Origin of the sequence: Nocardioides ungokensis (assembly GCF_013466985.1) — a bacterium.
Taxonomy (GTDB): domain Bacteria; phylum Actinomycetota; class Actinomycetes; order Propionibacteriales; family Nocardioidaceae; genus Nocardioides; species Nocardioides ungokensis.
Genome location: NZ_CP059164.1, coordinates 345,072 through 370,918, shown reverse-complemented (window position 1 = coordinate 370,918; position 25,847 = coordinate 345,072). Strand labels below are relative to the sequence as shown.

Annotated in this window: 26 protein-coding genes and 3 pseudogenes; 10 read left to right on the top strand and 19 right to left on the bottom strand. The window is 72.2% G+C overall.

Going from position 1 to position 25,847, the window contains the following annotated elements; translation table 11 throughout:
• The 9 genes and pseudogenes from H0S67_RS01845 to H0S67_RS01810 all read right to left on the bottom strand — a co-directional run bounded on the left by H0S67_RS01845 (position 1) and on the right by H0S67_RS01810 (position 9,910).
• Positions 1 to 1,497, bottom strand: a complete 1,497-nt coding sequence (locus tag H0S67_RS01845; RefSeq protein ID WP_180935208.1) for a rhamnulokinase — start codon at positions 1,495 to 1,497, stop codon at positions 1 to 3.
• Positions 1,494 to 3,542 (bottom strand): bifunctional aldolase/short-chain dehydrogenase, encoded by a 2,049-nt coding sequence (locus H0S67_RS01840; protein WP_180935207.1) that lies wholly within the window; start codon positions 3,540 to 3,542, stop codon positions 1,494 to 1,496. Before H0S67_RS01840 ends, H0S67_RS01845 begins: the two co-directional genes overlap by 4 nt.
• Positions 3,543 to 3,546: 4 nt before the next feature.
• The gene (locus H0S67_RS24200; protein ID WP_246355047.1) at positions 3,547 to 4,044 is read right to left on the bottom strand and encodes a hypothetical protein; all 498 of its coding nucleotides are present in this window, start codon (positions 4,042 to 4,044) and stop codon (positions 3,547 to 3,549) included.
• Between the two features lie 691 nt (positions 4,045 to 4,735).
• On the bottom strand, positions 4,736 to 5,089 hold the full coding sequence (locus H0S67_RS01830; RefSeq protein WP_246355046.1) for an L-rhamnose mutarotase: 354 nt from the start codon (positions 5,087 to 5,089) through the stop codon (positions 4,736 to 4,738).
• 86 nt (positions 5,090 to 5,175) lie between these two features.
• A complete protein-coding gene (gene rhaS / locus H0S67_RS01825) occupies positions 5,176 to 6,201 on the bottom strand; it encodes a rhamnose ABC transporter substrate-binding protein (protein ID WP_180935206.1) in 1,026 nt (341 codons plus the stop codon).
• On the bottom strand, positions 6,198 to 6,617 hold the full coding sequence (locus H0S67_RS26365) for an ABC transporter permease (protein ID WP_281369019.1): 420 nt from the start codon (positions 6,615 to 6,617) through the stop codon (positions 6,198 to 6,200). The genes rhaS and H0S67_RS26365 overlap by 4 nt, the downstream gene beginning before the upstream one ends.
• A 97-nt stretch (positions 6,618 to 6,714) precedes the next feature.
• Positions 6,715 to 7,065, bottom strand: a pseudogene (locus H0S67_RS26360) (ABC transporter permease); the annotation flags it as partial.
• 224 nt (positions 7,066 to 7,289) lie between these two features.
• Positions 7,290 to 8,321 carry an ABC transporter permease gene (locus tag H0S67_RS01815; protein ID WP_180935205.1) on the bottom strand — a complete coding sequence of 344 codons (1,032 nt, stop codon included), beginning with the start codon at positions 8,319 to 8,321 and terminating at the stop codon, positions 7,290 to 7,292.
• Positions 8,318 to 9,910 (bottom strand): sugar ABC transporter ATP-binding protein, encoded by a 1,593-nt coding sequence (locus H0S67_RS01810; protein WP_180935204.1) that lies wholly within the window; start codon positions 9,908 to 9,910, stop codon positions 8,318 to 8,320. The genes H0S67_RS01815 and H0S67_RS01810 overlap by 4 nt, the downstream gene beginning before the upstream one ends.
• A gap of 186 nt (positions 9,911 to 10,096) precedes the next feature.
• Between H0S67_RS01810 and H0S67_RS01805 the strand changes: the two genes are divergently transcribed.
• Complete coding sequence (locus H0S67_RS01805) at positions 10,097 to 11,137, top strand: LacI family DNA-binding transcriptional regulator (RefSeq protein WP_180935203.1); 1,041 nt, start codon at positions 10,097 to 10,099, stop codon at positions 11,135 to 11,137.
• 92 nt (positions 11,138 to 11,229) lie between these two features.
• Here H0S67_RS01805 and H0S67_RS01800 read toward each other — a convergent pair whose 3' ends face one another.
• From H0S67_RS01800 to H0S67_RS01790, 3 genes are read right to left on the bottom strand one after another with little or no spacing between them, the layout of a single operon-like run.
• Positions 11,230 to 11,517, bottom strand: coding sequence for a DUF2218 domain-containing protein (locus H0S67_RS01800; protein WP_180935202.1), 288 nt, complete (start codon positions 11,515 to 11,517; stop codon positions 11,230 to 11,232).
• Between the two features lie 12 nt (positions 11,518 to 11,529).
• The gene (locus tag H0S67_RS01795) at positions 11,530 to 12,273 is read right to left on the bottom strand and encodes an SDR family NAD(P)-dependent oxidoreductase (RefSeq protein WP_180935201.1); all 744 of its coding nucleotides are present in this window, start codon (positions 12,271 to 12,273) and stop codon (positions 11,530 to 11,532) included.
• Entirely contained in the window at positions 12,270 to 13,445 is a 1,176-nt protein-coding gene (locus tag H0S67_RS01790) for an alpha/beta hydrolase family protein (RefSeq protein ID WP_180935200.1), read from the bottom strand. Before H0S67_RS01790 ends, H0S67_RS01795 begins: the two co-directional genes overlap by 4 nt.
• Before the next feature lie 220 nt (positions 13,446 to 13,665).
• On the opposite strand from H0S67_RS01790, the gene H0S67_RS01785 reads away from it, so the two are divergent.
• Positions 13,666 to 14,019: an STAS domain-containing protein gene (locus H0S67_RS01785; RefSeq protein ID WP_180935199.1), complete on the top strand. Its 354-nt coding sequence runs from the start codon at positions 13,666 to 13,668 to the stop codon at positions 14,017 to 14,019.
• A 35-nt stretch (positions 14,020 to 14,054) separates the two neighbouring features.
• On the opposite strand, the gene H0S67_RS01780 is transcribed toward H0S67_RS01785, so the two are convergent.
• Both H0S67_RS01780 and H0S67_RS01775 read right to left on the bottom strand, forming a co-directional pair.
• Positions 14,055 to 16,361, bottom strand: coding sequence for an ATP-binding protein (locus H0S67_RS01780; protein ID WP_180935198.1), 2,307 nt, complete (start codon positions 16,359 to 16,361; stop codon positions 14,055 to 14,057).
• A 19-nt stretch (positions 16,362 to 16,380) separates the two neighbouring features.
• On the bottom strand, positions 16,381 to 19,908 hold the full coding sequence (locus H0S67_RS01775; RefSeq protein WP_180935197.1) for a DUF5995 family protein: 3,528 nt from the start codon (positions 19,906 to 19,908) through the stop codon (positions 16,381 to 16,383).
• Between the two features lie 94 nt (positions 19,909 to 20,002).
• Here H0S67_RS01775 and H0S67_RS01770 point away from each other — a divergent pair, with 94 nt between their 5' ends.
• The 5 genes and pseudogenes from H0S67_RS01770 to H0S67_RS27740 all read left to right on the top strand — a co-directional run.
• Positions 20,003 to 20,227 carry a hypothetical protein gene (locus H0S67_RS01770; protein ID WP_180935196.1) on the top strand — a complete coding sequence of 75 codons (225 nt, stop codon included), beginning with the start codon at positions 20,003 to 20,005 and terminating at the stop codon, positions 20,225 to 20,227.
• Positions 20,220 to 20,780 carry an NAD-dependent epimerase/dehydratase family protein gene (locus H0S67_RS23040; RefSeq protein ID WP_219635438.1) on the top strand — a complete coding sequence of 187 codons (561 nt, stop codon included), beginning with the start codon at positions 20,220 to 20,222 and terminating at the stop codon, positions 20,778 to 20,780. The genes H0S67_RS01770 and H0S67_RS23040 overlap by 8 nt, the downstream gene beginning before the upstream one ends.
• Entirely contained in the window at positions 20,777 to 21,163 is a 387-nt protein-coding gene (locus tag H0S67_RS23035; RefSeq protein WP_219635437.1) for an NAD-dependent epimerase/dehydratase family protein, read from the top strand. The genes H0S67_RS23040 and H0S67_RS23035 overlap by 4 nt, the downstream gene beginning before the upstream one ends.
• A 46-nt stretch (positions 21,164 to 21,209) precedes the next feature.
• Positions 21,210 to 21,668: pseudogene (locus tag H0S67_RS27745) on the top strand (SMP-30/gluconolactonase/LRE family protein); the annotation flags it as partial.
• Between the two features lie 70 nt (positions 21,669 to 21,738).
• A pseudogene (locus tag H0S67_RS27740) lies at positions 21,739 to 21,870 on the top strand (SMP-30/gluconolactonase/LRE family protein); the annotation flags it as partial.
• Here the strand turns inward: H0S67_RS27740 and H0S67_RS23030 are convergent.
• Together H0S67_RS23030 and H0S67_RS01755 are read right to left on the bottom strand one after the other, a co-directional pair.
• Positions 21,830 to 22,939, bottom strand: coding sequence for an SDR family oxidoreductase (locus H0S67_RS23030; RefSeq protein WP_219635436.1), 1,110 nt, complete (start codon positions 22,937 to 22,939; stop codon positions 21,830 to 21,832). The pseudogene H0S67_RS27740 and the gene H0S67_RS23030 overlap by 41 nt on opposite strands.
• Before the next feature lie 82 nt (positions 22,940 to 23,021).
• Complete coding sequence (locus H0S67_RS01755; protein ID WP_180936682.1) at positions 23,022 to 23,288, bottom strand: MmcQ/YjbR family DNA-binding protein; 267 nt, start codon at positions 23,286 to 23,288, stop codon at positions 23,022 to 23,024.
• Between the two features lie 147 nt (positions 23,289 to 23,435).
• Between H0S67_RS01755 and H0S67_RS01750 the strand changes: the two genes are divergently transcribed.
• Positions 23,436 to 23,750, top strand: a complete 315-nt coding sequence (locus H0S67_RS01750; RefSeq protein WP_246355045.1) for a hypothetical protein — start codon at positions 23,436 to 23,438, stop codon at positions 23,748 to 23,750.
• A gap of 15 nt (positions 23,751 to 23,765) precedes the next feature.
• On the opposite strand, the gene H0S67_RS01745 is transcribed toward H0S67_RS01750, so the two are convergent.
• On the bottom strand, positions 23,766 to 24,299 hold the full coding sequence (locus H0S67_RS01745; RefSeq protein WP_180935195.1) for a hypothetical protein: 534 nt from the start codon (positions 24,297 to 24,299) through the stop codon (positions 23,766 to 23,768).
• A gap of 59 nt (positions 24,300 to 24,358) precedes the next feature.
• Here H0S67_RS01745 and H0S67_RS01740 point away from each other — a divergent pair, with 59 nt between their 5' ends.
• A complete protein-coding gene (locus H0S67_RS01740; protein ID WP_180935194.1) occupies positions 24,359 to 24,712 on the top strand; it encodes a VOC family protein in 354 nt (117 codons plus the stop codon).
• Between the two features lie 71 nt (positions 24,713 to 24,783).
• On the top strand, positions 24,784 to 25,269 hold the full coding sequence (locus H0S67_RS01735) for a nitroreductase/quinone reductase family protein (RefSeq protein WP_219635435.1): 486 nt from the start codon (positions 24,784 to 24,786) through the stop codon (positions 25,267 to 25,269).
• Between the two features lie 24 nt (positions 25,270 to 25,293).
• Here the strand turns inward: H0S67_RS01735 and H0S67_RS01730 are convergent, their stop codons facing one another.
• On the bottom strand, positions 25,294 to 25,566 hold the full coding sequence (locus H0S67_RS01730; protein WP_180935193.1) for a hypothetical protein: 273 nt from the start codon (positions 25,564 to 25,566) through the stop codon (positions 25,294 to 25,296).
• Positions 25,567 to 25,706: 140 nt separating this feature from the next.
• The gene (locus H0S67_RS24195; RefSeq protein WP_246355314.1) at positions 25,707 to 25,847 is read right to left on the bottom strand and encodes a LuxR C-terminal-related transcriptional regulator; all 141 of its coding nucleotides are present in this window, start codon (positions 25,845 to 25,847) and stop codon (positions 25,707 to 25,709) included.

The following is a 25,847-nucleotide window of genomic DNA, read 5'->3' as shown; positions in this document are numbered from 1 at the left end:
TCACACCGCTTCCCGGACACGGCGCTCGGCCGCGTCCCAGTCGAGCCCCGGTCGAGGTTCGTACCTGCGGACCTCATGCGTACGCCGCACCAGCGCGCGCATCGCGGCCAGGTCAGGAAGGTCGGCGCCCAGCGCACGCGCCTGCACCAGGGCGTTGCCGAGCGCAGCCGCCTCGGCCGGGCCGGCCAGCACCGGCAGCCCGAGCGCGTCGGCGGTGAGCTGGCACAGCAGCGCGTTCTGCGAGCCGCCGCCGACCACGTGCACCACCTCGACGTCGCGGCCGGCGACCTCGGCGGCCCGGCGCACGTGGAGGCGGTAGGCGAGCACCAGGCTGTCGAGGATGCAGCGGGTGATGGCCACCGGCGTCCGGGGCACCGGCTCGCCGGCCTCCGCGGCCAACCGCTGCACCCGCGCAGGCATGCTGTCGTCGGGGCCGGTGCCGGGCCGCAGCAGGCGCGGGTCGTCGATGTCCACGACCGTCCGCAGCGGGGGCGCCGCCTCGGCGCCGGCCAGCAGCGACGGCAGGTCCGCCTCGCGGATCCGCTGGTCCGACCAGGCCCGCATCGACTCGGAGAGCACCCAGAGTCCCATCACGTTCTTCAGGAACCGGAACGTCTTGTCGACCCCGCCCTCGTTGGTGAAGCCCGCGAGCCGGGCCTCCTCGGTCAGCACGGGCTCGTCGAGCTCGAGGCCCACCAGGGACCAGGTCCCCGACGAGATGTAGGCGAAGCTCTCGTCCCCGGCGGGGACGCCCACCACCGCCGAGGCGGTGTCGTGCGAGCCGACCGCCACCACCGGTACGCCGTGGGCGCCGACGTGGTCGGCCACCTCGGGCAGCAGCGTCCCGACGATCGAGCCGGGTTCGCGCAGCGGCGGCAGGATCGCCCACGGGATGCCCAGCCGGCCCGCGACGTCGACGGCCCACTGGCCGGTCCGCGCGTCGTACAGCCCGGTGGTGGAGGCGTTGGTGCGCTCCGCCCCGACCTCGCCGGTCAGCCAGTGCGTCAGCAGGTCGGGCAGCAGCAGCAGCGTCTCCGCTGCCTCAAGGGCCGCGGTCCCGAGGGAGGACACGAGCTGGTAGATCGTGTTGAAGGGCAGCTGCTGGAGGCCGGTGACGGCGTACAGCTCGGCCGGGTCGATCTTGACGTCCACCCGGGCCGGCATCCCGTCGGTGCGGGAGTCGCGGTGGCTGAACGGGTTGCCGAGCAGCCTGCCGTCGCGGTCGAGCAGCCCGTAGTCCACCGCCCAGGAGTCGATGCCGACGCCGTCCAGCGGGCCGGTCCGGGCCACCTCGCGCAGCCCGGCCAGGGTCTCGCGGTGGATGCCGAGCACGTCCCAGTAGAGGGAGCCACCGGCCCGGACCCCGCCGTTGGGGAAGCGGTGCACCTCCTCGAGGTGCAGCGACCGGGGGCCGACCCGGCAGGCCATCACCCGGCCGCTGGTCGCCCCGAGGTCGACCGCCGCGACCCGCACCGGCCCAGCCGAACGAGGGCTCATCGCAGGAACGCTGCGGCCACGCCCGCGTCGACCGGCACGTGCAGCCCCGTCGTGTGGCTCAGGTCCGGGCCGCACAGCACGAACACGGCGTTCGCGATGTTCTCCGGCAGCACCTCGCGCTTGAGGATGGTGCGCTGGGCGTAGAACTTGCCGAGGTCCTTCTCCTCCACCCCGTAGACCGCCGCCCGGTTGGCGCCCCAGCCGCCGGCGAAGATCCCGGAGCCCTGGACGACCCCGTCGGGGTTGACGCCGTTGACCTTGACGCCGTGCTCGCCGAGCTCGGCCGCGAGCAGCCGGACCTGGTGGGCCTGGTCGGCCTTGGTGGCGGAGTAGGCGATGTTGTTGGGGCCGGCGAAGATCGAGTTCTTCGAGGAGATGTAGACGATGTCGCCGCCCATCTCCTGGGCGATGAGCACCCGAGCGGCGGCCTTCGACACCAGGAACGAGCCCTTCGCCATCACGTTGTGCTGGAGGTCCCAGTCGTCGGCGGTCGTCTCGAGGAGCGACTTCGACAGCGAGAGCCCGGCGTTGTTGACCACCAGGTCGAGGCCGCCGAAGGCGAGCACGGTCGCGTCGACCATCGCCTGCACGGCGCCCTCGTCGGACACGTCGGCCGCGACGCCGACGGCCAGGTCGGGGCCTCCGATCTCTGCTGCCGCCGCCTGCGCCTTCTCCAGCGACAGGTCCGCGATGACGACGCAGGCGCCCTCGGCCGCGAGCCGCTTGGCCGTGGCCTTGCCGATGCCGCCGGCGGCGCCGGTGACCAGGGCGATCCGGGTGGCCAGGGGCTTGGGCTTGGGCATCCGCTGGAGCTTGGCCTCCTCGAGCGCCCAGTACTCGATGCGGAACTTCTCCGCCTCGTCGATGGGGGCGTACGTCGACAGGCCCTCGGCACCGCGCATCACGTTGATCGCGTTGACGTAGAACTCCCCCGCGACCCGGGCGGTCTGCTTGTCCTTGCCGTAGGAGAACATCCCGACGCCGGGCACCAGCACGATCAGCGGGTCCGCGCCGCGGATGGCCGGGGACTCCGGGGTCGCGTGCCGGTCGTAGTAGGCCTGGTAGTCCTCGCGGTAGGCCACCGCGAGCTCCCGCAGCCGGGCGATCGAGTCCTCGACCGAGGCCGAGGCGGGCAGGTCGAGCACCAGCGGCTTGACCTTGGTGCGCAGGAAGTGGTCGGGGCAGGAGGTGCCCAGCTCGGCCAGCCGCGGGTGCTCCGAGGCGGCCAGGAAGTCCAGGACGGCCTCGGACTCGGTGAAGTGCCCGACCATGGGACGGTCATGGGAGGCGATGCCGCGGATGGTGCCGGCCAGCGCGGCCGCCTTGGCTCGGCGCTGGTCCTGCGGCAGTGCGGCGTAACCCTCGAGCGGGGCACCGAAGGGCGCCGGCGAGCTGTGCTCGGCGATGTAGGCGGCGGCGGTGTCGATGATCCACAGCGAGTTGGCCTCGGCCTCGTCGCTGGTCTCGCCCCAGGCAGTGATGCCGTGCCCGCCGAGGATGCAGCCGACGGCCTGCGGGTTCTTCTCCTTGATCGCCGCGATGTCGAGGCCGAGCTGGAAGCCCGGACGGCGCCACGGCACCCACACGACCCGGTCGCCGAAGATCTTCGAGGTGAGCTGCTCGCCGTCGGCGGCCGTCGCGATGGCGATGCCGGAGTCGGGGTGCAGGTGGTCGACGTGCGCGGCGTCGACGAGGCCGTGCATGGCGGTGTCGATCGAGGGGGCGGCGCCGCCCTTGCCGTGCAGGCAGTAGTCGAAGGCCGCGACCATCTCGTCCTCGCGCTCGACGCCGGGGTAGACGTCGACCAGGGCGCGCATCCGGTCGAGTCGGAGCACGGCGAGACCGGACTCGGTCAGGGTGCCGAGGTCGCCGCCCGATCCCTTGACCCACACCAGCTCGACGGGCTCGCCGGTGACCGGGTCGGTCTCGGTGCCCTTGGCGGAGGTGTTGCCGCCGGCGTAGTTGGTGTTCTTCGGGTCGGCGCCGAGCCGGTTGGACCGGGCGATCAGCTCGGCCGCTGCGCTGTTGGTGACCGCGTTCGTCATGGGGTCAGTTCCATCCTGCCTGCGTCCCGCCCACGCGGTCCGCCTCGATTCGTTCCTGGTAGCCGCTCTCGAGGTAGGCCCGCATCGGGTTCGCCGGCAGGCCACGCTCCTCGCGCCACTGCGCGAGGTCGGCTCGTACGTCGGTGTAGAAGGCGTCCATGAAGATCTCGTTGGCCAGCAGGACGTCGCCGTCCTCCTGCGCCGCGCGCAGCGTGTCGGTGTCGACGAGCAGGGCCCGCGCGGTCATCTCCTGGACGTAGAGCACCGAGCGGATCTGGCCCGGGATCTTCCGCTCGATGTTGTGGCACTGGTCGAGCATGAAGGCGACGTCGCTGCGCCCCTCGGGGGTGGCGGGGCCGTAGCCGCCGCCGCGGACCACCTCGACGAGGATCCGGAACAGCTGGAACGGGTCGGCCGCGCCCACGATCAGGTCGTCGTCGGCGTAGAAGCGGCTGTTGAAGTCGAAGGAGCCGAGCTTCCCGAGCCGCAGCAGCTGGGCCACGATGAACTCGATGTTGGTGCCGGGCGCGTGGTGGCTGGCCGGTGTCGAGGCAGACGAACGCCCGGTCGCCGAGGGCCGCCACCTGGGCGTACGACGTGCCCCAGTCCGGGACGTCGGTGTGGTAGAACGCCGGCTCGAAGAACTTGTACTCCAGCACCAGGCGCTGGTCCTCGCCGACCCGGTCGTAGATCGCGGCCAGCGACTCGGCGAGCCGGTCCTGGCGGCCGCGCATGTCGCCCTGGCCGGGGTAGTTGGTGCCCTCCGCCAGCCAGATCTTCAGGTCCCGCGACCCGGTCGCGTCCATCACGTCGAGGCACTCGAAGTGGTGGTCGATCGCCTTCCGGCGGATCTTGGCGTCGGTGTGGGTGAGGGCGCCGAGCTTGTAGTCGTCGTCCTGGAAGGTGTTGGAGTTGATCGTGCCGAGCCCGACGCCGAGGTCCTCGGCGTAGCGGCGCAGCGCGGCGAAGTCGTCCACGAGGTCCCACGGGATGTGCAGGGAGACCAGCGGGGCGAGGCCGGTGAAGCGGTTCACGGCCGCGGCGTCGGCGATCTTCTCCTCCACGGTGCGGGGGGTGCCCGGAGAGCCGAAGACCTTGAACCGGGTGCCCGAGTTGCCGTATGCCCACGAGGGGACCTCGATGGCCTGGCCCTCCAGCAGGTGGCTGATCTGGCTGAACGTCGTCATCTCACATCACTTCTCGGTGTTCGTGGATCGGGCTGCCAGCTGGTCCTCGAGGTGGAAGACCTCCTCCAGCACGAGGAACCCCCGGTCCGGGGCGGCGCCTTCGAGGTCCTCGAAGAACTCCGACATCTCGGCCTGCCAACGGGCGTTGACCTCGGTGCGGGCCATGCCCGCGAGCGCGTCCTCCAGCGACGGGGTCTCGACGTAGCCGATGAGCATCCCGTCGGGGCGGAGGAAGAGCGAGTAGTTGTGCCAGCCGTTGTCGGCCAGCGCCCCGAGCATCTCCGGCCAGACCGCGGCGTGCCGGGCGCGGTACTCCTCGAGCCGGTCCGGGCGGACCTGGAGCTGGAAGCAGACGCGCACGACGGACTCCTTGGGTCGGGGAGATGGGGTACGGGGTGGTGGCCGCCCGGCCGGCGGGCGGGGATCCCGCCGGCCGGGCGGGGCGATCAGAACTTGAACTTGTCGATGTTGCTCTTGTCGAAGACGTACGGGTCACCCAGCAGGACGGTCGCGTCGGCGCCGACGGTGAAGGAGCCGAGCTTGCCCGCGTCGAACTTGTCACCCTCCTTGCCGGTGATGGTGCCGTCCACGAGCGCCTTGGCGGCGTACGCCGCGAGGTAGCCGAGGTCCTCGGGGTTCCACAGGGCGAACGAGGTGACGGTGCCGTCCTTGACGTACTCGCGCATCTGGTTGGGCGTGCCCAGGCCGGTCAGCGCGACCTTGCCCTTGTACTCCGAGGTGGACAGGTAGCGGGCGGCCGCCGCGATGCCGACGGTGGTCGGCGAGATGATGCCCTTCAGGTCCGGGTGGGCCTGCAGGAGCGCCGCGGTCTTGTCGAACGACGTCTGGTCGTCGTCGTTGCCGTAGACGGTGTCGACCAGCTTGATGTTCGGGTGGTCGGCGGCCAGGTCCTTCTTCATCAGCTCGATCCAGGCGTTCTGGTTGGTCGCGTTGGCGGCCGCCGAGAGGATCGCGATCTCACCGGAGTCGCCGATCTGCTTGGCGATCTCGTCGACCTGGACCTTGGCGATGCCCTCCGCGGTGGCCTGGTTGATGAACAGGTCCCGGCAGTCGGGGGACGTGTCGGAGTCGAAGGTGACGATCTTGGTGCCGGCGCTCTGCGCGGTCCCGATGGCGTTGCAGATGGCCTTCGGGTCGTCGGCCGAGATCACCAGGGCGTCGACGCCCTGCTGGGCCGCGGTGTTGATGAACGGCACCTGGGCGTCGGGGGTCGCGGTGTCGGGACCGACCTCGGCGTACGTGCCGCCGAACTCGTCGACGGCCGCCTTGCCACCGGCGTCGCTGGTGTCGAAGTACGGGTTGCCGAGGTTCTTCGGCAGGAAGGTCACGGTGGTCTTGCCACCACCGCTGCTCCCTGATGCGCCGTCGCTGTTCCCACCGCAAGCGGTCAGACCCAGGCTGGCCACCAGCGCCACTGCGGCCAGGGCGGAGAGCCGATTCTGGAACTTCATTGATCTCCCTTTCTGTGGTGCATCGCCGCTTGCCGGCGCCTGCCGAGGCGGAGCGCCCCGTTGGTCCTGCCTGAGGTCAGAGCCGAGAGCCAGGCGAGGAGGCTGGTGGACATCACCGAGAGCACGAGCAGCGCTCCGATGACGATGTTGATGACGTTGACCGTCAGGCTCTCCAGGCGCATCGCGCTGGAGAGGGCGCCGATGAGCACCACGCCGGCGATGACGCCGTGCAGGGCTCCGCGGCCGCCGAAGATCGAGACGCCGCCGAGGAGCACGGCCGCGATGACCTGCAGCTCCATCCCGGTCGCGTTGTCGCCGCGGGCGCTGCCGTAGCGCAGCGTGTAGTAGACGCCGGCCAGCGCCGAGACGGTGCCGGTCATCACGAACAGCCAGAACTTGGTGCGCTCGACGTTCACGCCGGTGAAGTGCGCGGCCTCGTCGTTCAGGCCGATCTCGAACCCCGCGGCCGAAGGGCGAGAAGTGCAGGAGCAGGGCGAAGAGGATCGCGAGGACCGCGATCGGGATGAGCACGACCGGGTAGCTGGAGGTGCCGATCCGGTCCTGTGCGAGGGTCGTCCACTTCTCCGGGAAGTCGGTCACCGCGGTGGTGCCGAGCAGTCCCACCGCGATGCCGCGGTAGAGCGCCAGGGTGCCGATCGTGACGGCCAGGGACGGCAGCCCGACGTAGGAGACGAGGAAGCCGTTGAACGCGCCGCACACCGCGCCCACCACCAGCGCGACCACCGCCGCCGCGGGGATCGAGAGCCCCGCGTCGTGGTGCAGCATCCCCACGAGCACGCTGCTCAGGCCCACCACGCTGGCGACCGAGAGGTCGATCTCGCCGGTGATGATGACCAGCGTCATCGGCAGCGCGATCAGGAGGATCGGCGTGATGTCGAGGAAGAGGAAGTAGAGGGTCAGCGGGCCGTCGAAGTTCGGCACGTTGAGGTTGGACCACACCAGGACGCCCACCAGCAGCGCGATCACGGCCATCTCGCGGGTCAGCATCACGCGCTGCCACAGCGGCCGGGAGTACGACGCGTAGGTGCGGGTCGCGGGGGTGTCGGGACGGGTCAGGACGGAGCTGGTCACGAGAGTTCCCTCGCTTCGACGAGTCGGCGTGCCTGGCGGACCGAGAGCACCCGGTCGAGCACGACGGCGCAGATGATCAGGGCACCGACCACGGCCTGCTGCCAGAAGTCCTGGATGCCGACGATCGGGAGCGCCCGGTTGATGGTGACGAGCAGGAACGCGCCGATGGCCGCGCCCCACACGGTGCCGCTGCCCCCGAAGATGGCCACGCCACCGATGACGGCGGCGCCCACGGCCTGGAGCTCGATGCCGTAGCCGGCACCGGAGCTGACCGTTCCGTAGCGCGCCGTGTAGACGACGCCGGCGAGACCGGCGAGCGCACCCGAGACGACGAACGCGGTGAGGACGCGGCGGGTGACCGGGAGGCCGTAGAGCTTGGCCGCGTCGGGGTCGGAGCCGATCGCGTAGAGCTCGCGACCGCCGCGGGCGGTCCAGAGCACGTAGCCGACGACCGCGAGGACGACCAGGGCGATGATGATGAGCACCGGGATCGTGAGGATCGAGGCGGTGCCCAGGTTGAGGAAGCCCTCGGGCATGTCGGAGGCGTTGATCCGGTTGCTGCCGGCCCAGGTCAGGAAGATGCCCCGGTAGATGTAGAGCGTGCCCAGGGTGATCACCAGGGCCGGCACCTTGCCGAAGGCCACCAGCACCCCGTTGACCGCGCCCAGCACCGCGCCGGCCAGCATGCCGATCACGAAGACCGCCACGATCGGCAGGCCCGGGTGGTCGAGGAAGAGTCGCCCGGTGAGGTACGCCGTGAGGCCGAGCACCGAGCCCACCGAGAGGTCGACGTTGCGCGTCACGATGACGACCGTCTGACCGATGGCGAGCGGCACCAGGATGCACGGGGTGAGCAGCAGGTCGCGCCACCCGTCGGAGCTGAAGAGGAAGGAGCTGCTCTTCAGCGTCGTCACCAGGATGACGGCCACGAGGACCGCCGCCACGGCGACCTCACGGGAGCGGAGCACGGTGCCCGCGGCCCGCTGCACCGGGGAGACGCGGCTGGGCCGCAGCATCAGGTCGGTCATGCCGTCACCTCCGTGGTGGTGGCCCCGTCGTGGTCGTGGTGGTCGTCGTGGTCGTCAGGGGCCTCGTCGCCGTGGCTGGCCTGGCCCCCGGCGTGGGTGGCGGCGTGCATCACGGCCTCCGGGGTGGCGTCGGCGCGGTCGAGGTCGGCGGTGATCCGGCCCTCGCAGACGACCAGGACGCGGTCGGCCATGCCGAGCACCTCGGGGAGCTCGGAGGAGATCATCACGATGGCCATGCCCTGGCCGGCCAGCTCGGAGAGCAGGCGGTGGACCTCGGCCTTGGTGCCGACGTCGATGCCGCGGGTGGGCTCGTCGATGATCAGCAGCCGGGGCTGGGTCGCGAGCCACTTGGCGATCACGACCTTCTGCTGGTTGCCGCCGCTCATGGTGGCGGCCTTGGCGTCCAGGGCGTTGGTCTTGACCTCGAGCCGCCCGGCCCACGGTCCGGCGGCGCGGTTCTCCGCGGCGCTGGTGAGCAGGCCGGCGTGGCTCAGGCCGCGGCGGATGACGCCGGCGACGTTGCGGGCCACCGAGCCCTCGGTGACCAGGCCCTGCCTGCGACGGTCCTCGGGGACGAACGCCATGCCGGCGCGGATCGCGGCGCGGGGGTTGTGGGCCGCCACCTGCTTGCCGCCGAGGCGGACGCGGCCGGCGTCGTAGCGGTCCACGCCGAAGACGGCGCGGGCGATCTCGCTCCGCCCGGCGCCCACGAGCCCGGCCAGGCCGACGATCTCACCGGCGCGGACCGTGAAGCTGACGTCGTGGAAGACACCGGCCCGCCGGAGCCCCTCGACCTCGAGGACCACCTCGCCGATCGTGGCAGGCGTCTTCGGGAACAGCTCGGCCACCTCGCGGCCGACCATCCGGGAGACGATCTCGGGGACCGTGGTCTCGGCGATCTTGTCGGTGGAGATGTAGGCGCCGTCGCGCATCACCGTGACGGTGTCGCAGAGAGCGAAGACCTCGTCGAAGCGGTGGGAGATGAAGACCAGTGCGCGACCCTCGTCGCGCAGGCTGCGCGCCACCGCGAACAGGCGCTCCACCTCGACCCCACTCAGCGCGGCGGTGGGCTCGTCCATGATCAGGAGGCTGGCGTCGAGCGAGATCGCCTTGGCGATCTCGATGATCTGCTGGTCGGCGATCGAGAGGCCGAGGGCCGGCCGGCGCGGGTCGATGCTCACGCCGAGGCGGGTGAACAGCGACTCGGCCTCGGCGTACATCGCGGCCCGGTCGATGCGACGCATCCGGCCGAGGGGCTGTCGGCCCATGAAGATGTTCTCGGTGACCGAGAGGTCGGGGAAGAGCGTCGGCTCCTGGTAGATCACGGCGACCCCGGCGTGCTTGGACTCCGCGGTCGAGCCGAAGTCGACGTCCTTGCCGTGCAGGCGGAAGACGCCACCGTCGCGGCGGTGGACGCCGGCGACGATCTTGACCAGCGTCGACTTCCCGGCACCGTTCTCACCCACGAGGGCGTGGATCGACCCGGGATGCACCTCGAGGCTGCCGGACTTCAGGGCCACGACGGAGCCGAAGGACTTGGCGACGTCGCGCAGCTCGAGCGCCGCGCCTCCGTTGGCCGGTCCTGACATCGGGAGCTCCTCTTGAAAGGTTTCAATTCTGTTGCCGATGACGGTAGGTGACCGCCATCACAGCCGTCAAGGTTCTTCTCAAAATTGACTCCGAGATCGGGCAAGAACTGGCGGACATCCCGGCCGAAGTCGTTGACGGAGACTACTTTGACCGTTTCAATTCGATCAACGAACAAGGGAGAATCGATGAGCGTCGGGGAGCGTCGCCCTCCGGGCGCGCGCAGCGCGTCGGTCAAGGACGTCGCGGCCACAGCGGGGGTGTCGCTCGGGACGGTCTCCAACGTCCTGAACCGACCCGAGCGGGTGAGCGCGGCCACGCGCGAACGCGTCGAGCGCGCGATGAACGACCTGGGCTTCGTGCGCAACGAGTCCGCACGCGCCCTGCGTGCCGGCAAGAGCCGCACGTTGGCCTACGTGATGCTCGACGCCACCAACCCGTTCTTCACCGACGTCGCCCAGGGCATCGAGCTCGCGGCCGAGGCGGCCGACCTGTCGCTGTTCATCTGCAACAGCGACAACCGGGCCTCCCGGGAGGACACCCACCTCGGCCACCTGCAGCAGCAGCGGGTGCAGGGCATCCTGATCACCCCGGTCGATCCCGAGGCCGACAGCCTCGACACCATCGCCCGGCACGGCACACCGCTGGTCATCGTCGACCGGATCCGACACGACGAGAGCTTCTGCTCGGTCGCGGTCGACGACGTCCTCGGGGGCCGGATCGCCGTGGAGCACCTGATCGACCGCGGGCACACCCGGGTCGCCTTCGTCGGCGGCCCGCTCTCCATCGGCCAGGTCGACGACCGCTGGCGGGGCGCCCGGGAGGCGTGGGCCGAGGCCGGGCTCCCCGAGGACGCACTCATCCTGATACCGACCACCGCGCTCTCCGTCTCCGAGGGCCGCAGCGCCGGCGAGCGACTGGCCGGCCTGCCCTCGCGCCGCCGGCCGACGGCGGCGTTCTGCGCCAACGACCTGATCGCGCTCGGGCTGCTCCAGCAGACGATCAGCAGTGGCCGCAAGGTGCCCGGAGACCTCGCGATCGTCGGCTACGACGACATCGAGTTCGCCGCGGCCGCCGCCGTACCCCTCACCTCGGTGCGGCAGCCGCGCCACGAGCTGGGGCGGATGGCCGCCGACCTGGTGATGGACGAGGCCGACAATCCCCGCCACGCCCACCAGCAGGTCACGTTCACCCCCGAGCTGGTCGCCCGCGCCTCGACCCTGGGCTGACCTGCCCGCATCCCATGTAACGCGGTGTCCACGTCACTGGGGCGGTGCTGCGACACCGCCCTGGCTGCGTGGACACCGCGTTACAAGGGCGGTCAGGAGGTCTCCCAGACCACCTCGAGCTCCTCGCGGGTGCCGAAGCGCTCGAGGTGGACCTTGACCACCTCGGCGAAGCGGTCGGCGTCCCCGTCGTCGGGGACCGACGCCTCGACGCGCAGTACGTCGGGCTCGGGGCGGAGCACCACCACCTGGCCGGTGTCGAACCTGATGACGGTGGCGCCGTCCTCCTCGCCCGCGCTGCCCTTGCGGGCCCAGTGTCCGGCGAGCTGCTTGGCGTAGCGGGCGGGCCGGTCGGTGGCCATCTGTCCGTGTCTCGTGTTCATGTCTTCCTTCTCTCAGGTCTGTGGGACGGGGGCGCCCGGGAGCACCGCTGACCAGCCCCCGTCGACGACGAGGTTGGCGCCGGTGACGTACGACGCCGCGTCGCTGGACAGAAAGAGCGCACACCGCACCACTTCCTCCGGCAGGCCGACTCGTCCCAGCGGGATGGCTCCGGCGATGCGGCGCATCGGGTGGTCCTCGGCGAGCAGGTCGCCACGGGTGGCCGGCGTGTCGACCATGCCGGGGCTGACGCAGTTGACCCGGATGCCGTGTGCGGCCCCTTCGGCCGCGAGCTGCTTCGTGAGCGCGATGACGCCACCCTTGGTGACCGTGTGCGCCACCCGTGCGTTGGTCACCGACCCGGTCAACCCGGCGGTGGAGCCGACCAGGACGACCGCACCGCCCGCGGCGCGCAGGTGCGGCCAGGCGTGCTTGACCGGGAAGAACACCACGTCGAGCTCGTGGCGGAGCACGAAGTGCCACTCGTCGCTGGTCACGTCCTCGACCGGGTTGAAGCGCGTGGTGCCGGCGTTGGCGTAGAGCACGTCGACCCTGCCGTGCTCCGCGACGGCGTCCTCGACCCAGGCCCGGACGGCGTCCTCGTCGGTGAGGTCGACCCGGGCGGTGCCGTGCGCCTCGCGGACGTCGCAGCCCACGACTGTGGCGCCTGCCTCGGCGAAGAGCCGCGCGGCCACGGCGCCCTGGCCACCCGCCGTTCCCGTGATCAGGGCGACCTTGCCGGCCAGGCTCACCTTCACGCGGTGGACTGTCCGGCCGGGGCCATCTCGGCGAACGTGTCCTCGATCCAGTCGGCCGTGTAGGCACCGACGTGCGGCAGGTGGTCGAGGCCGACGTGCTCGGTGGCCCCCTCCTCGGGAGTGAAGACCCGCAGCGTCCGCTTGGGGCTGTTGACGGCCTGGTCGTAGGACTGGTGGGCGTACTTCACGTTGATCTGGCGGTCGTTCTCGCCGTGGGTGATCAGGAAGGGGCAGGTGATCTGCTCGACGACGCCGTTGAGGTGGACGTCCTCCGAGGCCTTGATGAACGTGTCGAGGTCGTCGTAGCCCCACACCCACAGGACGTGCTCCCAGTAGTGCGGCACCGGGTTCTCGCCCTCGCGCTCGAGCCTGGCCCTCTGCACCTCGCCCCAGTTGTGGTTGGCGCCCCAGGCGACGACGAGCTTGATCCGCTTCTCGTACGCCGCGGCGCGCGGTGCGTAGTAGCCGCCCAGCGACCAGCCGACCAGGCCGATCCGGTCGTGGTCGACGTCGGCGCGGGTCTCGAGGTGGTCCACGCACGCGCGCGCCCAGTCCTCCGTCTCGACCCGGGACTTCAGGTCGAGGAAGCGCAGCGCCTCGCCGCTGCCGGGGCAGTCGACCATGAGCGTCGAGATCCCGCGCTGGGCCAGCTCCTGCGGCCAGCCCGAGGTGTACATGTGCTCCTTGGTGGAGTCCAGGCCGTTCCACATGATCACGGTCGGCGCCGGCGTGCCGTCGGACCGTTGCGCCTTCAGGAAGTACGCAGGCAGCTCGCTGCCCTCGAACGGCACGGCGACCCGGGTCGTGGCCGGGTCGACGAGGTCGAACGACCTCTGCAGCGCGGCGAGCCCCTGCCGGTAGAACGGGATCCGCTCGGGATCGGTCGAGCTCAGCATCCGCTCGGCCTGGCAGACGTACGCCGCGGACCGGAACCACTTCTGGCCGGCTGTGCGCAGGTGGCCGGCCTCCTCGGCCTCGGCCGCCTGCGTGGCGACCTGGTCAGCGACCCGCTTCCAGGCCAGCATCAGGTCGCGGGTCCCCGCGTCTCCCCGCTCGGCGGCCTCACGGATCGGCCGGCAGGCGCGGTCCACCTCGTCGATCGCGCCGCCGCTGTTGAGCGTGGCCGCGACGCCGAGGCTCCAGATGTAGTTGGTGGGGAAGTACTCGAACACGGCCGCCCTCGTCAGTCAGGTGTTGGTCTGCTCCGACTCTGCCGCGCGCACCGCCGACCCGGAACCAGCCAGCGGTGATGCTCGGCATCGGCCCCGGCGATGCCCCGGTCTCGTCCGGGAGTCACGTAGTGGACTCCGTAGTCCCGCGGAGGCCAGAGGCCGCCGGGCGCGTCAGGATCGATTCATCAGCCCTACGCGGAGCCCATGGAGTGATACCGAGATGCACGATCCGTTTCAGCGTCCGAGCCTGCTGTCGGTCTCGTTGGTCATCGAGTCCCCGTGCCTCTTCCTCAACCTGGCCGGGGAGCTCGACCTCTGCAGCGTCGACGAGGTGCCTCGTGAGGACTTCTCCTGGCGGCAGGACCTGACCACGGTCCTGGTCGACCTGGGTGAGCTCTCGTTCTGCGACGCGACCGGCATCAGGGCGCTGGTGGGCTTCGGCCGGATCCACGAGGCGCAGGGCCGGGCGGTCTCGGTCGTCCGGGCCAGCCCGTTCATCTGGCGCCTGATGCGCCTGTGCGGGATCTCCGACCGACTCTCCCTCACTCCCCCGACCAGCACCACCGCCGTGTGAGCAGCACTCCCGTGTGAGCGCTGCCGCGCGGGGGCTCAACGGCGACGCGCCTCCCGCTCGGCCACCCAGGCCGCCACCTGGGTGCGCGACCCGAAGCCGAGCTTGCGCAGGATGTGATCCACGTGGCTCTCCACGGTGCGCTGGGAGATCACGAGTTGCTCGGCGATGTCCCGGTTGGACAGGCCGGCCCCGACGAGGTCGGCCACCTCGAGCTCCCTTCGGGTCAGGAGGACCTGCTCCTCCGGTGCCTCTTCCACCGGAGTCCGCTCCAGCGCCAGGGCCAGCACCCGCTCGTCGGTGAGCTCCGCTCCGCGCTGGAACGCTGCACGGAAGGCGGCGTCCCCGCGGTCGATCCCGGCGCGCTCCTCGCTGTCGCGCCGGCACGACGAGAGGTGCGGGACGGCATCCGGGTCCACGCCCAGCTGCCGCCACACGGCGCCGGCGGCCCCGAGCAGCGTCGCGGCGTGCACCCGGTGGGGCTCGGCGGCTGCCACCAGGGCCAGCGCCTCGAGGACGAGGGCCGTGAGGGAGCGGTCGCCGAGCTCCGTCGCCATCACCAGCGCCTGCCGCTCGAGGGTGGCGGCCGCATCCAGGTCCCCGCGGAGCAGGGCCAGCACGCCCAGGGCGGACAACGCGTAGGAGCGGACGTGGACCTCCCCGGCCGGTCCGGTGAGGTCGACGCAGGCCTGCAGAGCAGCGCCGGCGCCGTCGGGGTCGCCCGAGAGGCCGCGGCAGACACCCAGGAGCACCAGCGCCGAGGACTCCAGTGGCCGGTCGCCGGCGGTGCGGGCCTCTGCCACGGCGAGCTCCAGCGGCGCCAGAGCCTCGGCGGGCGAGCCACCCCAGGTGGTCACGAGGGCGTCCGCGAGCAGCACGCGGCCCCGGACCGCGCCGTCGGCGGCGGCACCACCGGCGAGCAGGGCGACGGCCTCGTCGAGCAGGGACCGGCCGACGTCCGGCTCCCCCTGCAGGGTCGCCGCCCAGGCCGCCGTCGCCAGGCCGCGGGCCCGCGTGCCCGGGTCGGCCTCGACGACCTCCATCGCGCGCGCCAGCCAGTGCCGCGCCTCGCCCAGCTGCGCGGTCACCGCCCAGTAGGCCTCCAGCGCTGGCACCATCTCCAGCGCCTGAGCCGCGCGTCGGGGCTCGCCGACGGCGTGGCGGAGCGCCGCGCGCAGGTTGCCGTGCTCGCGCCGCAGGGTTCGCAACCAGCCGACCTGCCCGGGTCCGAAGGACTCGGCTGTCGCGCGGCGGACCAGGTCGGCGTACCACGCCAGGTGCCGGTCCCGCCCGTCCCGCTGCTGGTCCCCCGTGAGCTCCCCCGCGGCGTACGCGCGCAGCGACTCCGGCATCCGGAAGCGCACGTACGACGCGCCGTCGTCGTCCCGGGTCAGCACCGACTTCTCCAGCAGTCCGTCGACGAGGTCCAGCACGTCCACTGCGTCGAGGCCGTCTCCGGCGCACACCACCTCGGCGGCCTCCAGCGGGAACCCGCCGGTGAAGACCGACAGCCGGGCCCAGAGCAGGCGCTCGTCGGGGGTGCACAGCCGGCTGGTCGCCTCCAGCGAGGCGCGCAGCGAGCGTTGCCTGGGCGGCGCGTCCCGGGCGCCCTTCGCGAGCAGCCGTTGCCGGTCGCCCACGCTGTTGTCCAGCCGGTCGAGGATGCCCCGGGGCGTCAGCACGAGGATCCGGGCCGCGGCCAGCTCGACGGCGAGCGGCACGCCCTCGAGCTCCGCGCAGAGCTCCGCCACCGCGGCGGCGTTGTCCTCGGTGAGCCGGAACGTCGGCAGCGCGGCGCTGGCGCGGGCGACGAAGAGCGCCTGCGCGTCCTCGTCCGCCAGCGGTCCGATCGGTACGACGACCTCGCCGGTCACGCCCAGCTGCCGCTGGGAGGTGGCCAGCACCCGCAGCCGAGGGGCCGTGGCGAGGAGCACCGCCACCAGCTCGACCGCCTCGTCGAGCATCGCCTCGCAGCCGTCGAGCACCAGCAGGCCCGCACGATCGGCGACCGCGTGGGCGACGTCGCCGGCACCGGCCGACCCGTGGGCCAGCCGGACCCCGAGGGCGCCGGCCACCGAGTGGCCGAGGAGCTCGGGATCGACGAGGTCGGCGAGGTCGACGGCCCAGGTGTCCTCCCGGCGTACCCGCTCGTGGTCGGCAGCGGCGGCTCGGGCCAGCGCCGTCTTGCCGATCCCGCCCTGCCCGGTGAGCGTGACCAGCCGGGCCGACCCGAGCGTCTGCCGCAGGTCGGCGAGCTCGTGGCGACGCCCCAGCAGCTCACCAGGGCGCGACGGGGCGGTGGCGGTGCACGGAGGCGCCGTCAGCTGTTGGATCGCGTGCCGCATCGTGTCCGGTCAGCCCCGTCTAGTAGCCGTAGGGCTTGGCAGTGCCGAAGTCGTAGGGCATCGGCGGCGCGTCGTCGTGGTGCGCGGCGCACCACTGGTCCCGGGCAGTGGACGACGTCAGCGGCGGCACGTAGGACTGCGTGGCCAGGATGTTCTGCGCCTCGGCGGCGGCGTCGTTCTCGATGTTGGCGGCGACGAGGGCACGGGCCTGCGGGGTCGGCGCCGACACCAGCGCCTCGGCGTTGCGCCAGGCCTGCTCGCGCCACCCGGAGACGATCTGGAACAGCACGAGGTTGTTGAGCCCGAAGGGGTCCTCCGCATCGTCTGCGCTGGGGTCGAAGCGAGCCGCGACCTCGGCCAGCAGCGGCTCGGTGGCGGTGTAGAGCCACTTCTCGACCGCGTCGTAGTCAGGCTTGCGCGAGGACCCGTCCGGCGCGACCAGCCCGACCGAGGCCAGCACGAACGGCAGGTCGCGGTTGATGTGGGCGTTCATGCCGAGCAGGAGGCTCCCGGTGGCGCTGACCCGCTCGTCGCGTGAGGCGTCGAACGCGATGCGCCACGCCTGCGGCACCGAGGCGAGATCGCCCGAGGTGTAGGCGTAGTAGGCGTCGGTGTAGTGCTTGGCGAAGACGGCGTCCTGGTGGTTGGCGAACGGCACGTCCTGGTAGTAGCCGGGGATGTCCCGGCTCCAGCCGTACGTCTGCGTCATCCGCACGTAGGCGCGCGCGAAGACCGCGTCGTGCGAACAGCTCTTCGCGGTGGCGTCGGCGATCCTTGAGAGCTCCTTGAGCGTCGCCTTGAGGCAGTTGTCGCGGCCGGCCACGCAGTCGTTCGAGCTGGTCGGCACGTACTGGTCGGTCCAGCCGTTGAGGTACGACGACCACGGCACGTTCGGTGCGGTGGTCGCCGACGCACTCGTGCCGCCGACGGCCAGCGCGACGGCCAAGGCCGCCGCCAGGACCTCCCCCGTCCAGCGGGCGCGACGAAGCAAGGACTTCGCGGACACGTGGCTCCCTCCCCAGGCAGCGTGCCCCCCGCACCCGTCATTGTGCTCAACACCCCGGAGTTGTCGCGGGCCCGTGCCCCAAACGGGGGAAGCACGGCTGGGGTCCGGCCGGGACGGTCTAGTCCGGTCGCGGCTCGAGCCGGTTTCGGGCCGCAGTTCCTGTCGCTGATCCTGTTGTTGGTCGGCCACCCACGCGGCCAGCTGGGTCCGGGAGGTGAGGCTGAGCTTGCCGAGGATGTGGCCGACGTGGCCCTCGGCAGTACGCCGCGCCATCACCAGCCGCTCGGCTATCTCGCGGTCGGTCAGGCCCTCGGCCACCAGCGCGGCGACCTCGCTCTCCCGCCGGGTCAGCCGGACGCCGTCGCCGGATGCGGCCGTCGGAGCCGGCGTACGCCGCCCCACGGCGATCGCGACCGCGTCGTCGAAGCGCAGCAAGGTCCCCTCCTCGAACGCCGGGTCGAAGGCGTCGCCGAGCGCCTCGCGGGTCCGTGCGAGGCAGCGGTCGTGGTCGTCGTGCAGGTGGCCGAAGAGGCTCGCCCCGATCGAGTCGAGCGCGGCCTGCACCGCACCCAGGAGCCGGGCGGCCTCCACCGTGCGGCCCGCCTCGGACTCCGCCCACGCGACCACCTCGACCGACATCGCCATGCCCATCCGGTCGCCGAACGGCTCCTTGAGCCGCAGCACCTCACGGGCGTAGGTGCGTGCCCGGGCACCCCGGCCGAGCCGCCACTGGACCAGGGCCTGCACCCAGCGCGCCATCGCGGCGCACCAGCGCTCGGACGCCGCCTCGCTGAGCCCGATGCACTCCTCGGCGTACGCCATCGCCCGGTCGGGGTCGCCCAGGGTGGCGTGCACCGTGGCGAGCTGGACCAGGGCGAGCGGGACGCCGAAGGGGTCCGTGCCCTTCCCATGCAGCGCCAGCGCCTCCTCCAGCAGTGGCAGTGCCGCCGCGGGCTCACCCCAGAAGGCCGAGGCCAGCGCGAGCCCGTGCAGGGCGTGCGCACGCCACGTGGGGTCCCCGGCTGCGGTCGCCGCCGCGAGCGACTGCTCCAGCAGCGGCCGACCGACGTCGATCTCCCCCTGCAGGACGGCCAGCCGGCCCGCGACCTCCTCGCCGGCGGCCCGCGCAACCCTGCTTTCGGGGGGCTCGTCGTCGGTTGATGGCGGCAGCCGGGCCAACAGCCGCTCCGCCCAGGCGCGGCCCTCCCCGAAGCGGCCCACCATCACCCAGTGGTGCTGCAGCGTCGAGGCCATCCGCAGGCCCTCGACGGCGGCGCCCGGGTCGTGGGCCGGGTCGTGGGCCGGGTCGGCGGCCGGGGCGCGGGCAAGGCGTCCGAGGGCGGCGGCCAGGTTGTCGTGGTCGGCGCGCAGTCGGGCGAACCAGTCCACCTGGGCCGGGCCGAAGAGCTCGGCGGCGGCGGTTGCGGCCATCCCGGCGTACCAGCGGCGGTGCCGTTCGGCGTGCACCTCGACACCGCCGACCTCGGCCAGCCGGGCGTCGCCGTACTCGCGCAACGACTCCAGCATGTGGAAGCGCGATGCCCCGCCGACCTCGGCCGGCTCACGGACGAGAATCGACTTGGACACCAGCCCGTCGACGACCTCGGCGAGCGCGGCCGCGGGAAGGTCGTCGTCGCAGGCGACGGCCTCCAGGGCCGCGAGGTCGAACCCGCCCCGGAATACCGACGCCCGCGCCCACGCGAGCCGCTCGCGGGGCTCGAGCAGGTCGTGGCTCCAGTCGAGCAGCGCCCGGAGGGTCTGCTGCCGGGGCAGCGCGGCGCGGTTCCCCCGGGTGAGCACCGCGAAGCGGTCGCCGAGCCGGTTGAGCAGCTGCTGCACGGTCAGCGACCGCACGCGCACCGACGCCAGCTCGATCGCGAGCGGCATCCCGTCGAGCCGCCGGACCAGCTCGGCGAGCGCGTCCTGGTTGGCCTCGGTGACCTGGAACGACGGCCAGCTCGCGGTGGCCCGGTCGACGAAGAGCCGGACCGCGTCGTAGTGCATCAACGCCTCCGGCGAACCGGCGGCGCGGCCCGGGACGGGCATCGGCAACGGCGGCACCCGCAGCACCAGCTCCTCGGGCAGGGCCAGCGCGTGCCGGCTGGTGACCAGGATCCGGACGCCGGGACACCGGGCCAGCAGCTCCGCCACCAGTGCCGCGGCGGCCTCCTGCACGTGCTCGCAGTTGTCGAGCACCAGCAGCAGCTCGCGGCTGCGCAGGTGCGCGACGAGGCGTTCGGTGGGGCTGCCCCGCTCGGTGGACCGGATGCCCAGCGCCCCGACCACCGCCTCGGCGACCAGCTCGGGCACCTGCACAGGAGCCAGCTCCGCGACCCAGGCGCCGTCGGCCAGTCCGCGCTCCTGGTCCGCCGCGACCCGGAACGCCAGCCTGGTCTTGCCGATCCCGCCCGATCCGAGCAGCGTCACGAGCCGGTGCGAGGCCAGCCCGGCCCGCACCGAGGCGAGCTCATGCCTGCGTCCCACGAAGCTCGACAGCTCCGCGGGCACGTTGCTCCGGCGTTCGACCGAGGTCCCACGCATTGCCCGCCAAGCCTAGCCGCGGGCACCACTAGGGTGCCGTCGTGGATCCGAGGACCGAGGAGCTGCGCGCCGCCCACGACGTGCTGGCGGAGGCGTGGCCACGGCCTTCAAGCTGGGCGACGACTCGCTCCGCCGCGGAGGCGCCTCGCTGGATCTCGGCATCGGGTTCGACATCTACTGGCTGTCCCGCCACGAGATGGAGCGCTGCTTCACCGAGGCCCGCTTCGAGGTCGTCTTCTGGGCGGACCGGCCGCGGACCCCGACGAGGTCCAGCCGCAGGGATACCTCGTCGCGCGTGCCATCGTGTCCGCATGAGTGAGTCGAGCACTGCACCCACCGCCCTCGTCGTGGTCACCGGGGCCAACGGCCTCGTCGGCTCGCGCACCTGCGCGGCGCTGGTCGAGCGCGGCGCGACCGTGCGCGCCGTCGTACGACGCCCCGGCAGCGCCCCGGCGCTCACCGGCGTCGAGGAGTGGGTCGGCGACTTCCACGACCCCGAGCTGGCGGCCGCGGTCGTCGCTGGCGCGAGTGCCGTGGTGACGACGGTGCACCCGATGGGGTCCGACCTCGAGACCCAGCACCGGATCGCGGTCGAGGGCACGCCGGTGCTGGCACGGGCCGCGCGCGGTGCCGATGTCGAGCGGCTGGTGCACATCTCGACCGCGGGGGTCTACGACCGCTCGCCTGGAGTCGGGGACGTGGACGAGACGTCACCGCTCGTCGGCGACGACGCCGACGCCTACGCCGTGACCAAGCGCGACACCGACGCCGCGTGGCCGGGATCGACGGGCTCACCCGCGTCCTCGTGCGTCCGCCGGCGATCCTCGGCCCGGGCGAGACGTCGATCTGGAACGCCGTCCGCCCGGCCATGATCCGCGACCAGGAGCAGGCCCGGCACGCCGTCCCGGGGCAGAGCTTCGCGTGGGTCCACGTCGACGACCTCGTCGCGCTCACCGCCGACGTGGCCTCGGGTCGCGTCGAGTCCTCGACGGACGCCGGGACCGGGCCGGTGGAGGGCGGGTGCACCGCCGTCAACGTCGCCGCGGACCCGGCCACGGTGCGTGACTACTACGAGACCGTCACGGCCGCCGTCGGGGTCGACCCGGTCTGGGACGACCGCCCCGCGTGGACCGGCCGCATCCTGGCCGGACGGGCGCGGGGGTGGGGCTGGGCTCCGACCGTGGACCTCTCCCGGGCGCTGGCCGAGCTCGCCGAGGGGTTGCGCGCGCACCCGTCGGGCTCTGCGAGCGACTGACCCGGAGTGACGATGAGTCCTCCCGCTGGGCCCGGTCTGACTGGTCATGAAGACTGACGTGCTCGCCACCGGACTCGCCATGGGCGAGTCACCTCGATGGCACGACGGACTGCTCTGGGTGTGCGACTGGCTGGCCGGTGAGGTCCTCACCGTCGACTCGCACGGTCACACCGCCGTCGTCCGCCGGATCGAGGGACTGCCCTTCTCGGTCGACTGGCTGCCCGACGGCCGGGAGGTCTACACGACCCGTCGCGGTGTCTTTGTCGGCCCGGACCTGGCGCCGTACGGCGGCACCGGGCGTCCGTGGAACGAGATCGTCGTCGACCCCCTCGGCCGCGCCTTCGTGAACATGCCCGGCTCGATGCCCGGCGAGGAGCCGCGTCCCGGCGTGCTCGCGGTCGTCACCCCCGACGGCGAGACCCGGGACGTCGCCGACGACCTGTGGTTCCCCAACGGCATGGCCGTCACCCCCGACGGCTCGACCCTCATCGTCGCGGAGTCGCACGCGCACCGGCTCACCGCCTTCACCATCGCCGCCGACGCCTCCCTCTCGGACCGCCGGGACCTGGGCGGACCTGGGCGGCGACGCTGCGCCGGACGGCATCTGCCTCGATGCCGACGGCGCCGTCTGGTACGCCGACGTGCCCAACCGGCACTGCCGTCGGGTCAGCGAGGGCGGGCGGGTGCTCGAGACCGTCGAGGTCGATCGTGGCTGCTTCGCGTGCATGCTGGGCGGTCCCGACGGTCGGCTGCTGCACATCGTGGCGACGGACTGGGAGCGGCTCGACTGGCAACACGGTGGCGGCGAGCGCACCGGGCAGGTGCTGACCCATCCGGCTCCGGCACCGCACGCCGGTCGACCCTGAGCGTCGTCGAGGCGTCAGCTCGCGGCAGCCGCCTGATCCCTGATCCAGTCGCTGGCCGGGCGCGGGGGATGCCTCGTTCGCGCAGCGGGGTGTCGTCCCAGGTGGCCTCGTGCTGATCCATCATCAACCCGAGGCCGAAGACCGTCGCCAGCGCGGGATTCGGGCGGCCCAGCAGCAGCCGCATGCCGACGCTCGCCACGGCACGGGGCATCCGCTGGACCTTCATGGTCCTCCCGGTCGCCTGCTCGGCCAGGGCGATGGCCTCGTTGCGGCTCAACGCCTCCGGGCCACCGAACGTGACCACGTCGGGTGGGTCCTCCTCACCGGTCACGGCGACGACGAGCGCCGCGACGTCCTCGGTCGCCACCCAGCGACGCCTGGTGTCGCCCTTCCCGAACACCGCCACCTTGCCGGCGCGGACGTCGAACCGTCCGAGGGGCGCCAGGTGGACCTCCTGGAACGCATCGGGTCGCACCACGACCCTGCGCATCGGTGACCGCGCGAGCCGCGCTTCGGTCGAGACCTTGGCGCGCTCGAGCGGCGTGCCCAGCGCCGAGTCGACCCCGGCGTACGAGACGTAGACGAACCTCGCCACGCCGGCGCCTGCTGCGGCGTCGACGAGTGCCGCCATCCCCACCTCGTCGACCTCGTGGATGTCGGGGTGCCTGGCCCCGGCGAGCATCCGGGCGACCGCCGTCGCCGACGCGACGACGGTCTCCACTCCCTCGCACGCCGCGCGCAGGCTCGCGGGATCGGTGAGGTCCCCGCGTACGACGTCCACCCCCCACCCGCGCAGCGTGGCGTCGCTCACGGCCGGACGCACCAGGCACCGGACCTCCGCCCCGCCGTCCCGCAGCCGTCTGACGATGCGGCCTCCCAGGTCTCCCGACCCGCCCACGACGAGGATCATGGCGTCTCCTCCTCGGCCGTCGCCCTGCGAGGTTCCGGCCCCGTCCTCAGCATCGTGACTTCCGATGGTGGACGCAAGGGGGTCAGCTGGGCAGCCGGTCTCCGCGGCGATCGACCAGCGCGGCCGGCGCCGTGAGCCGCCACGCCTCGAAGGTGAGCTCGGCCAGCTCGTCGCGCTCGACCCCCTCCAGCCGGACCACGACCCAGCCGAACCCACCCGTGGTGAACTGGACCTCGAAGGTCTCGGGACGTTCGGCGACCAGCGCGAGCTGCTCGGCCAGGGTCTGCTTGAGACCGACGGTGCGGGTGGGCTCCCAGAGGTAGCCGAAGGTGTGGTTGCCGACCGCGATGCGCCAGTAGGCCGTTGTCGACCCGGGTGACCTCCGGCAGCTGGTCGGCCAGGTCGAAGAGGTCCGCGATCGTGCAGCCGGTCACCGAGTCATCCTGACAGCAGCCGCCGACGTAGGCTCCACACGCCGACCCAACAGGAGTGCGACATGACGGCGAGCCGATCTGCTCGTGAGAAGAAGGCCGCAGCAGAGGCAGGTCCTCTGGCGAGGGTGAAGATCGACCTCGGTGCGGACCAGCAGTTCGTCTACAAGATCAGCTGCACCACCTGCCGCGTCAAGGGCAACCGCAGCTGGTCGGCCTACCGCCCCGGCGCCGACAACGGCTTCATGGCGGCGATGGACCGATGGATCTTCCACCTCAACGAGAAGCACCCGGGGGCCGAGGCGCCGTGCCTGCCTTCCTGCCGGCGGCCCAGCAGCGCCCTGCACGAGCGGCGCGAGCTGTCCGACGACGGTCGATGATCGACGGGCCACTGATCAGTCGCTGGGCGGCGGCGATGACTCGGGGATCTCGAAGGTGTACACGTTGGTCCCGGCCGGGAGGTTCCCGTCGTCCGCGGTGATCAGGTCGACCAGGCGGCACCGTGACCCGGCGAGGTCGGGCCGGTAGCAGTCGACGGGTTCCCAGGTGACGACGTACGTCAGGGCGTCCTCGAACATCTGCCGGCCGTGGACCACGGCGTTGCCGGGTCCCGTCACCATCGCCAGGCTCACCACGGCGTCGTCGGTGGTGACGCACTGGAGTGCGCCCGCGAAGCACGCATCGAAGGCATCCGTCCACGAGACGTCTGCCCTCGCCGCGGCCGGCGGTGGGGTCATCGTGATGCCGGGGTCGGCGTACTCGTGCCTGTGCGTGACCGCACCGACGAAGCGGCCTTCGTGGCCCTGGATGGTGGTGCTGCGGACCTCGGCAGGCTCCGGTGCCGTCGCCCCGGTGGTGGTCGCGTCCGCGCAGCCACCCGCGACCAGCGTCGTGGCGATCACCAGCCCGGCCGTCGTTCGTCGCGTCACGCCCGGCATCGTGCCAGTCCCGTCCTGCCGCCGCTCCCGCAATCTGGCAATCTGGCGGCATGGAACGGGTGCTCGGAATCGGTGGTTACTTCCTGCGGGCCGACGACCCGGAGTCCCTGAGCGCGTGGTACCGCGACTGCCTCGGCCTCGACGCAGACGAGCACGGCCTGTGGCGACAGGGAGACGGGCCGACGGTGTTCGCGACGTTCGGCTCCGACACCGACTACTTCGGGTCCCGCACCCAGGGCACCATGCTCAACTTCCGCGTCGGCGACCTCGACGCGATGCTCGCCCAGCTCCGCTCCCGCGGAGCGGACGTGGCCGACGAGACGCAGGACATGGAGGGTGTCGGTCGCTTCGGGTGGGTCACCGACCCCGAGGGCAACCGGGTGGAGCTGTGGCAGCCCGTCTGACCTGACCTGCGGTCCGTGGCCGCGGACCTCCGACCCTGGCGAGCCCGTCCCGGGCCGGTCACGCTCGAGGTGTGTCCGAGGAACCTGGGACGAGTGCCGGGGAGGCGCGTGGGCGGAAGGCCCGGCTGCCGCCCCGGTGGTTCGTGCGGCTCTTCTGGCACGGGCACCGCGCGCTGCTGCGCGTGTCCGGCGGGCGGGTGGGTCTGTGGCGGCCCAAGCCGGACGGGTGGGGAGCGCTGCGGCTCACCACGACCGGCCGACGCACCGGGAGGCAGCGGCAGGTCGTCGTCGGCTACTTCGAGGACGACCGCAACCTGGTCACGATGGCCATGAACGGGTGGGGCGCGGGCGAGCCGGCCTGGTGGCTGAACCTGCAGGACCATCCGGACGCGATCGCCCAGACCCGCGACGGGACACGACCGGTGCACGCACGTCGGGCGGAGGGCGAGGAGCGCGCGCGGTTGTGGGCCCGCTGGGCCGAGATCGACGACAACCTCGACGCCTACGCCGCGCTACGACCGACCGAGACCGCCGTTGTCGTGCTCGAGCCCCGGTGACGGGCGCCGGGGCTCAAGGGCACGTCAGGCGTCGAACGTGCCGAGGTACTGGCCCAGGGACGGCCGGCCCAGGTGACCCGCCTCCTGCAGGATGCTGGCGGTCTCCGGGTCCGTCGCGAACGACGTCCACCCGGCGTCGTCCCAGTCGAACACGGCCCAGACCCGGTCCTCCTCGATCGGGTCGCGGTAGACCGTGGCGCCGGCCGAGCCGTGCGATCCGCGCTTGTCGGCGCCCTTCGTGCTGAACACCTCGAGGAAGTGGTCGAGGTCCTTCACCTTCGTCGTTGCCAGGATCATGTCGTCCTCCTCTGTCCGGGACCTTCCGGTCCCCGTGTCGCCGGCCTCGTGACCGGCTCGACCCGATCCTCGGCCTCCGACGGGCCTCCGCACATGAGGAGATGTCCTCATTCGGGGTCCCCATCTGCCGGGGCGGGCGGTCAGCCGGCCCCTGCCTCCACGACCTCGTGGTCGAACGCCCAGCGCGTGGCCGCGGCCCGGTTGGTCACGCCGAGCTTGATGTAGATGTGCTGGATGTGGTTGTCGGCGGTCTTCGCCGAGATGAACAACCGCTCGGAGAT

Excerpts from the sequence above, each read along its gene's own strand:
- H0S67_RS01845 (WP_180935208.1), bottom strand. The coding sequence starts at position 1,497 with ATGAGCCCTCGTTCGGCTGGGCCGGTGCGGGTCGCGGCGGTCGACCTC.
- H0S67_RS01840 (WP_180935207.1), bottom strand. The coding sequence starts at position 3,542 with ATGACGAACGCGGTCACCAACAGCGCAGCGGCCGAGCTGATCGCCCGG.
- rhaS (WP_180935206.1), bottom strand. The coding sequence starts at position 6,201 with ATGAAGTTCCAGAATCGGCTCTCCGCCCTGGCCGCAGTGGCGCTGGTG.
- H0S67_RS01815 (WP_180935205.1), bottom strand. The coding sequence starts at position 8,321 with ATGACCGACCTGATGCTGCGGCCCAGCCGCGTCTCCCCGGTGCAGCGG.
- H0S67_RS01810 (WP_180935204.1), bottom strand. The coding sequence starts at position 9,910 with ATGTCAGGACCGGCCAACGGAGGCGCGGCGCTCGAGCTGCGCGACGTC.
- H0S67_RS01805 (WP_180935203.1), top strand. The coding sequence starts at position 10,097 with ATGAGCGTCGGGGAGCGTCGCCCTCCGGGCGCGCGCAGCGCGTCGGTC.
- H0S67_RS01800 (WP_180935202.1), bottom strand. The coding sequence starts at position 11,517 with ATGAACACGAGACACGGACAGATGGCCACCGACCGGCCCGCCCGCTAC.
- H0S67_RS01785 (WP_180935199.1), top strand. The coding sequence starts at position 13,666 with ATGCACGATCCGTTTCAGCGTCCGAGCCTGCTGTCGGTCTCGTTGGTC.
- H0S67_RS01780 (WP_180935198.1), bottom strand. The coding sequence starts at position 16,361 with ATGCGGCACGCGATCCAACAGCTGACGGCGCCTCCGTGCACCGCCACC.
- H0S67_RS01775 (WP_180935197.1), bottom strand. The coding sequence starts at position 19,908 with ATGCGTGGGACCTCGGTCGAACGCCGGAGCAACGTGCCCGCGGAGCTG.
- H0S67_RS23040 (WP_219635438.1), top strand. The coding sequence starts at position 20,220 with ATGAGTGAGTCGAGCACTGCACCCACCGCCCTCGTCGTGGTCACCGGG.
- H0S67_RS23035 (WP_219635437.1), top strand. The coding sequence starts at position 20,777 with ATGATCCGCGACCAGGAGCAGGCCCGGCACGCCGTCCCGGGGCAGAGC.
- H0S67_RS23030 (WP_219635436.1), bottom strand. The coding sequence starts at position 22,939 with ATGATCCTCGTCGTGGGCGGGTCGGGAGACCTGGGAGGCCGCATCGTC.
- H0S67_RS01750 (WP_246355045.1), top strand. The coding sequence starts at position 23,436 with ATGACGGCGAGCCGATCTGCTCGTGAGAAGAAGGCCGCAGCAGAGGCA.
- H0S67_RS01740 (WP_180935194.1), top strand. The coding sequence starts at position 24,359 with ATGGAACGGGTGCTCGGAATCGGTGGTTACTTCCTGCGGGCCGACGAC.
- H0S67_RS01730 (WP_180935193.1), bottom strand. The coding sequence starts at position 25,566 with ATGATCCTGGCAACGACGAAGGTGAAGGACCTCGACCACTTCCTCGAG.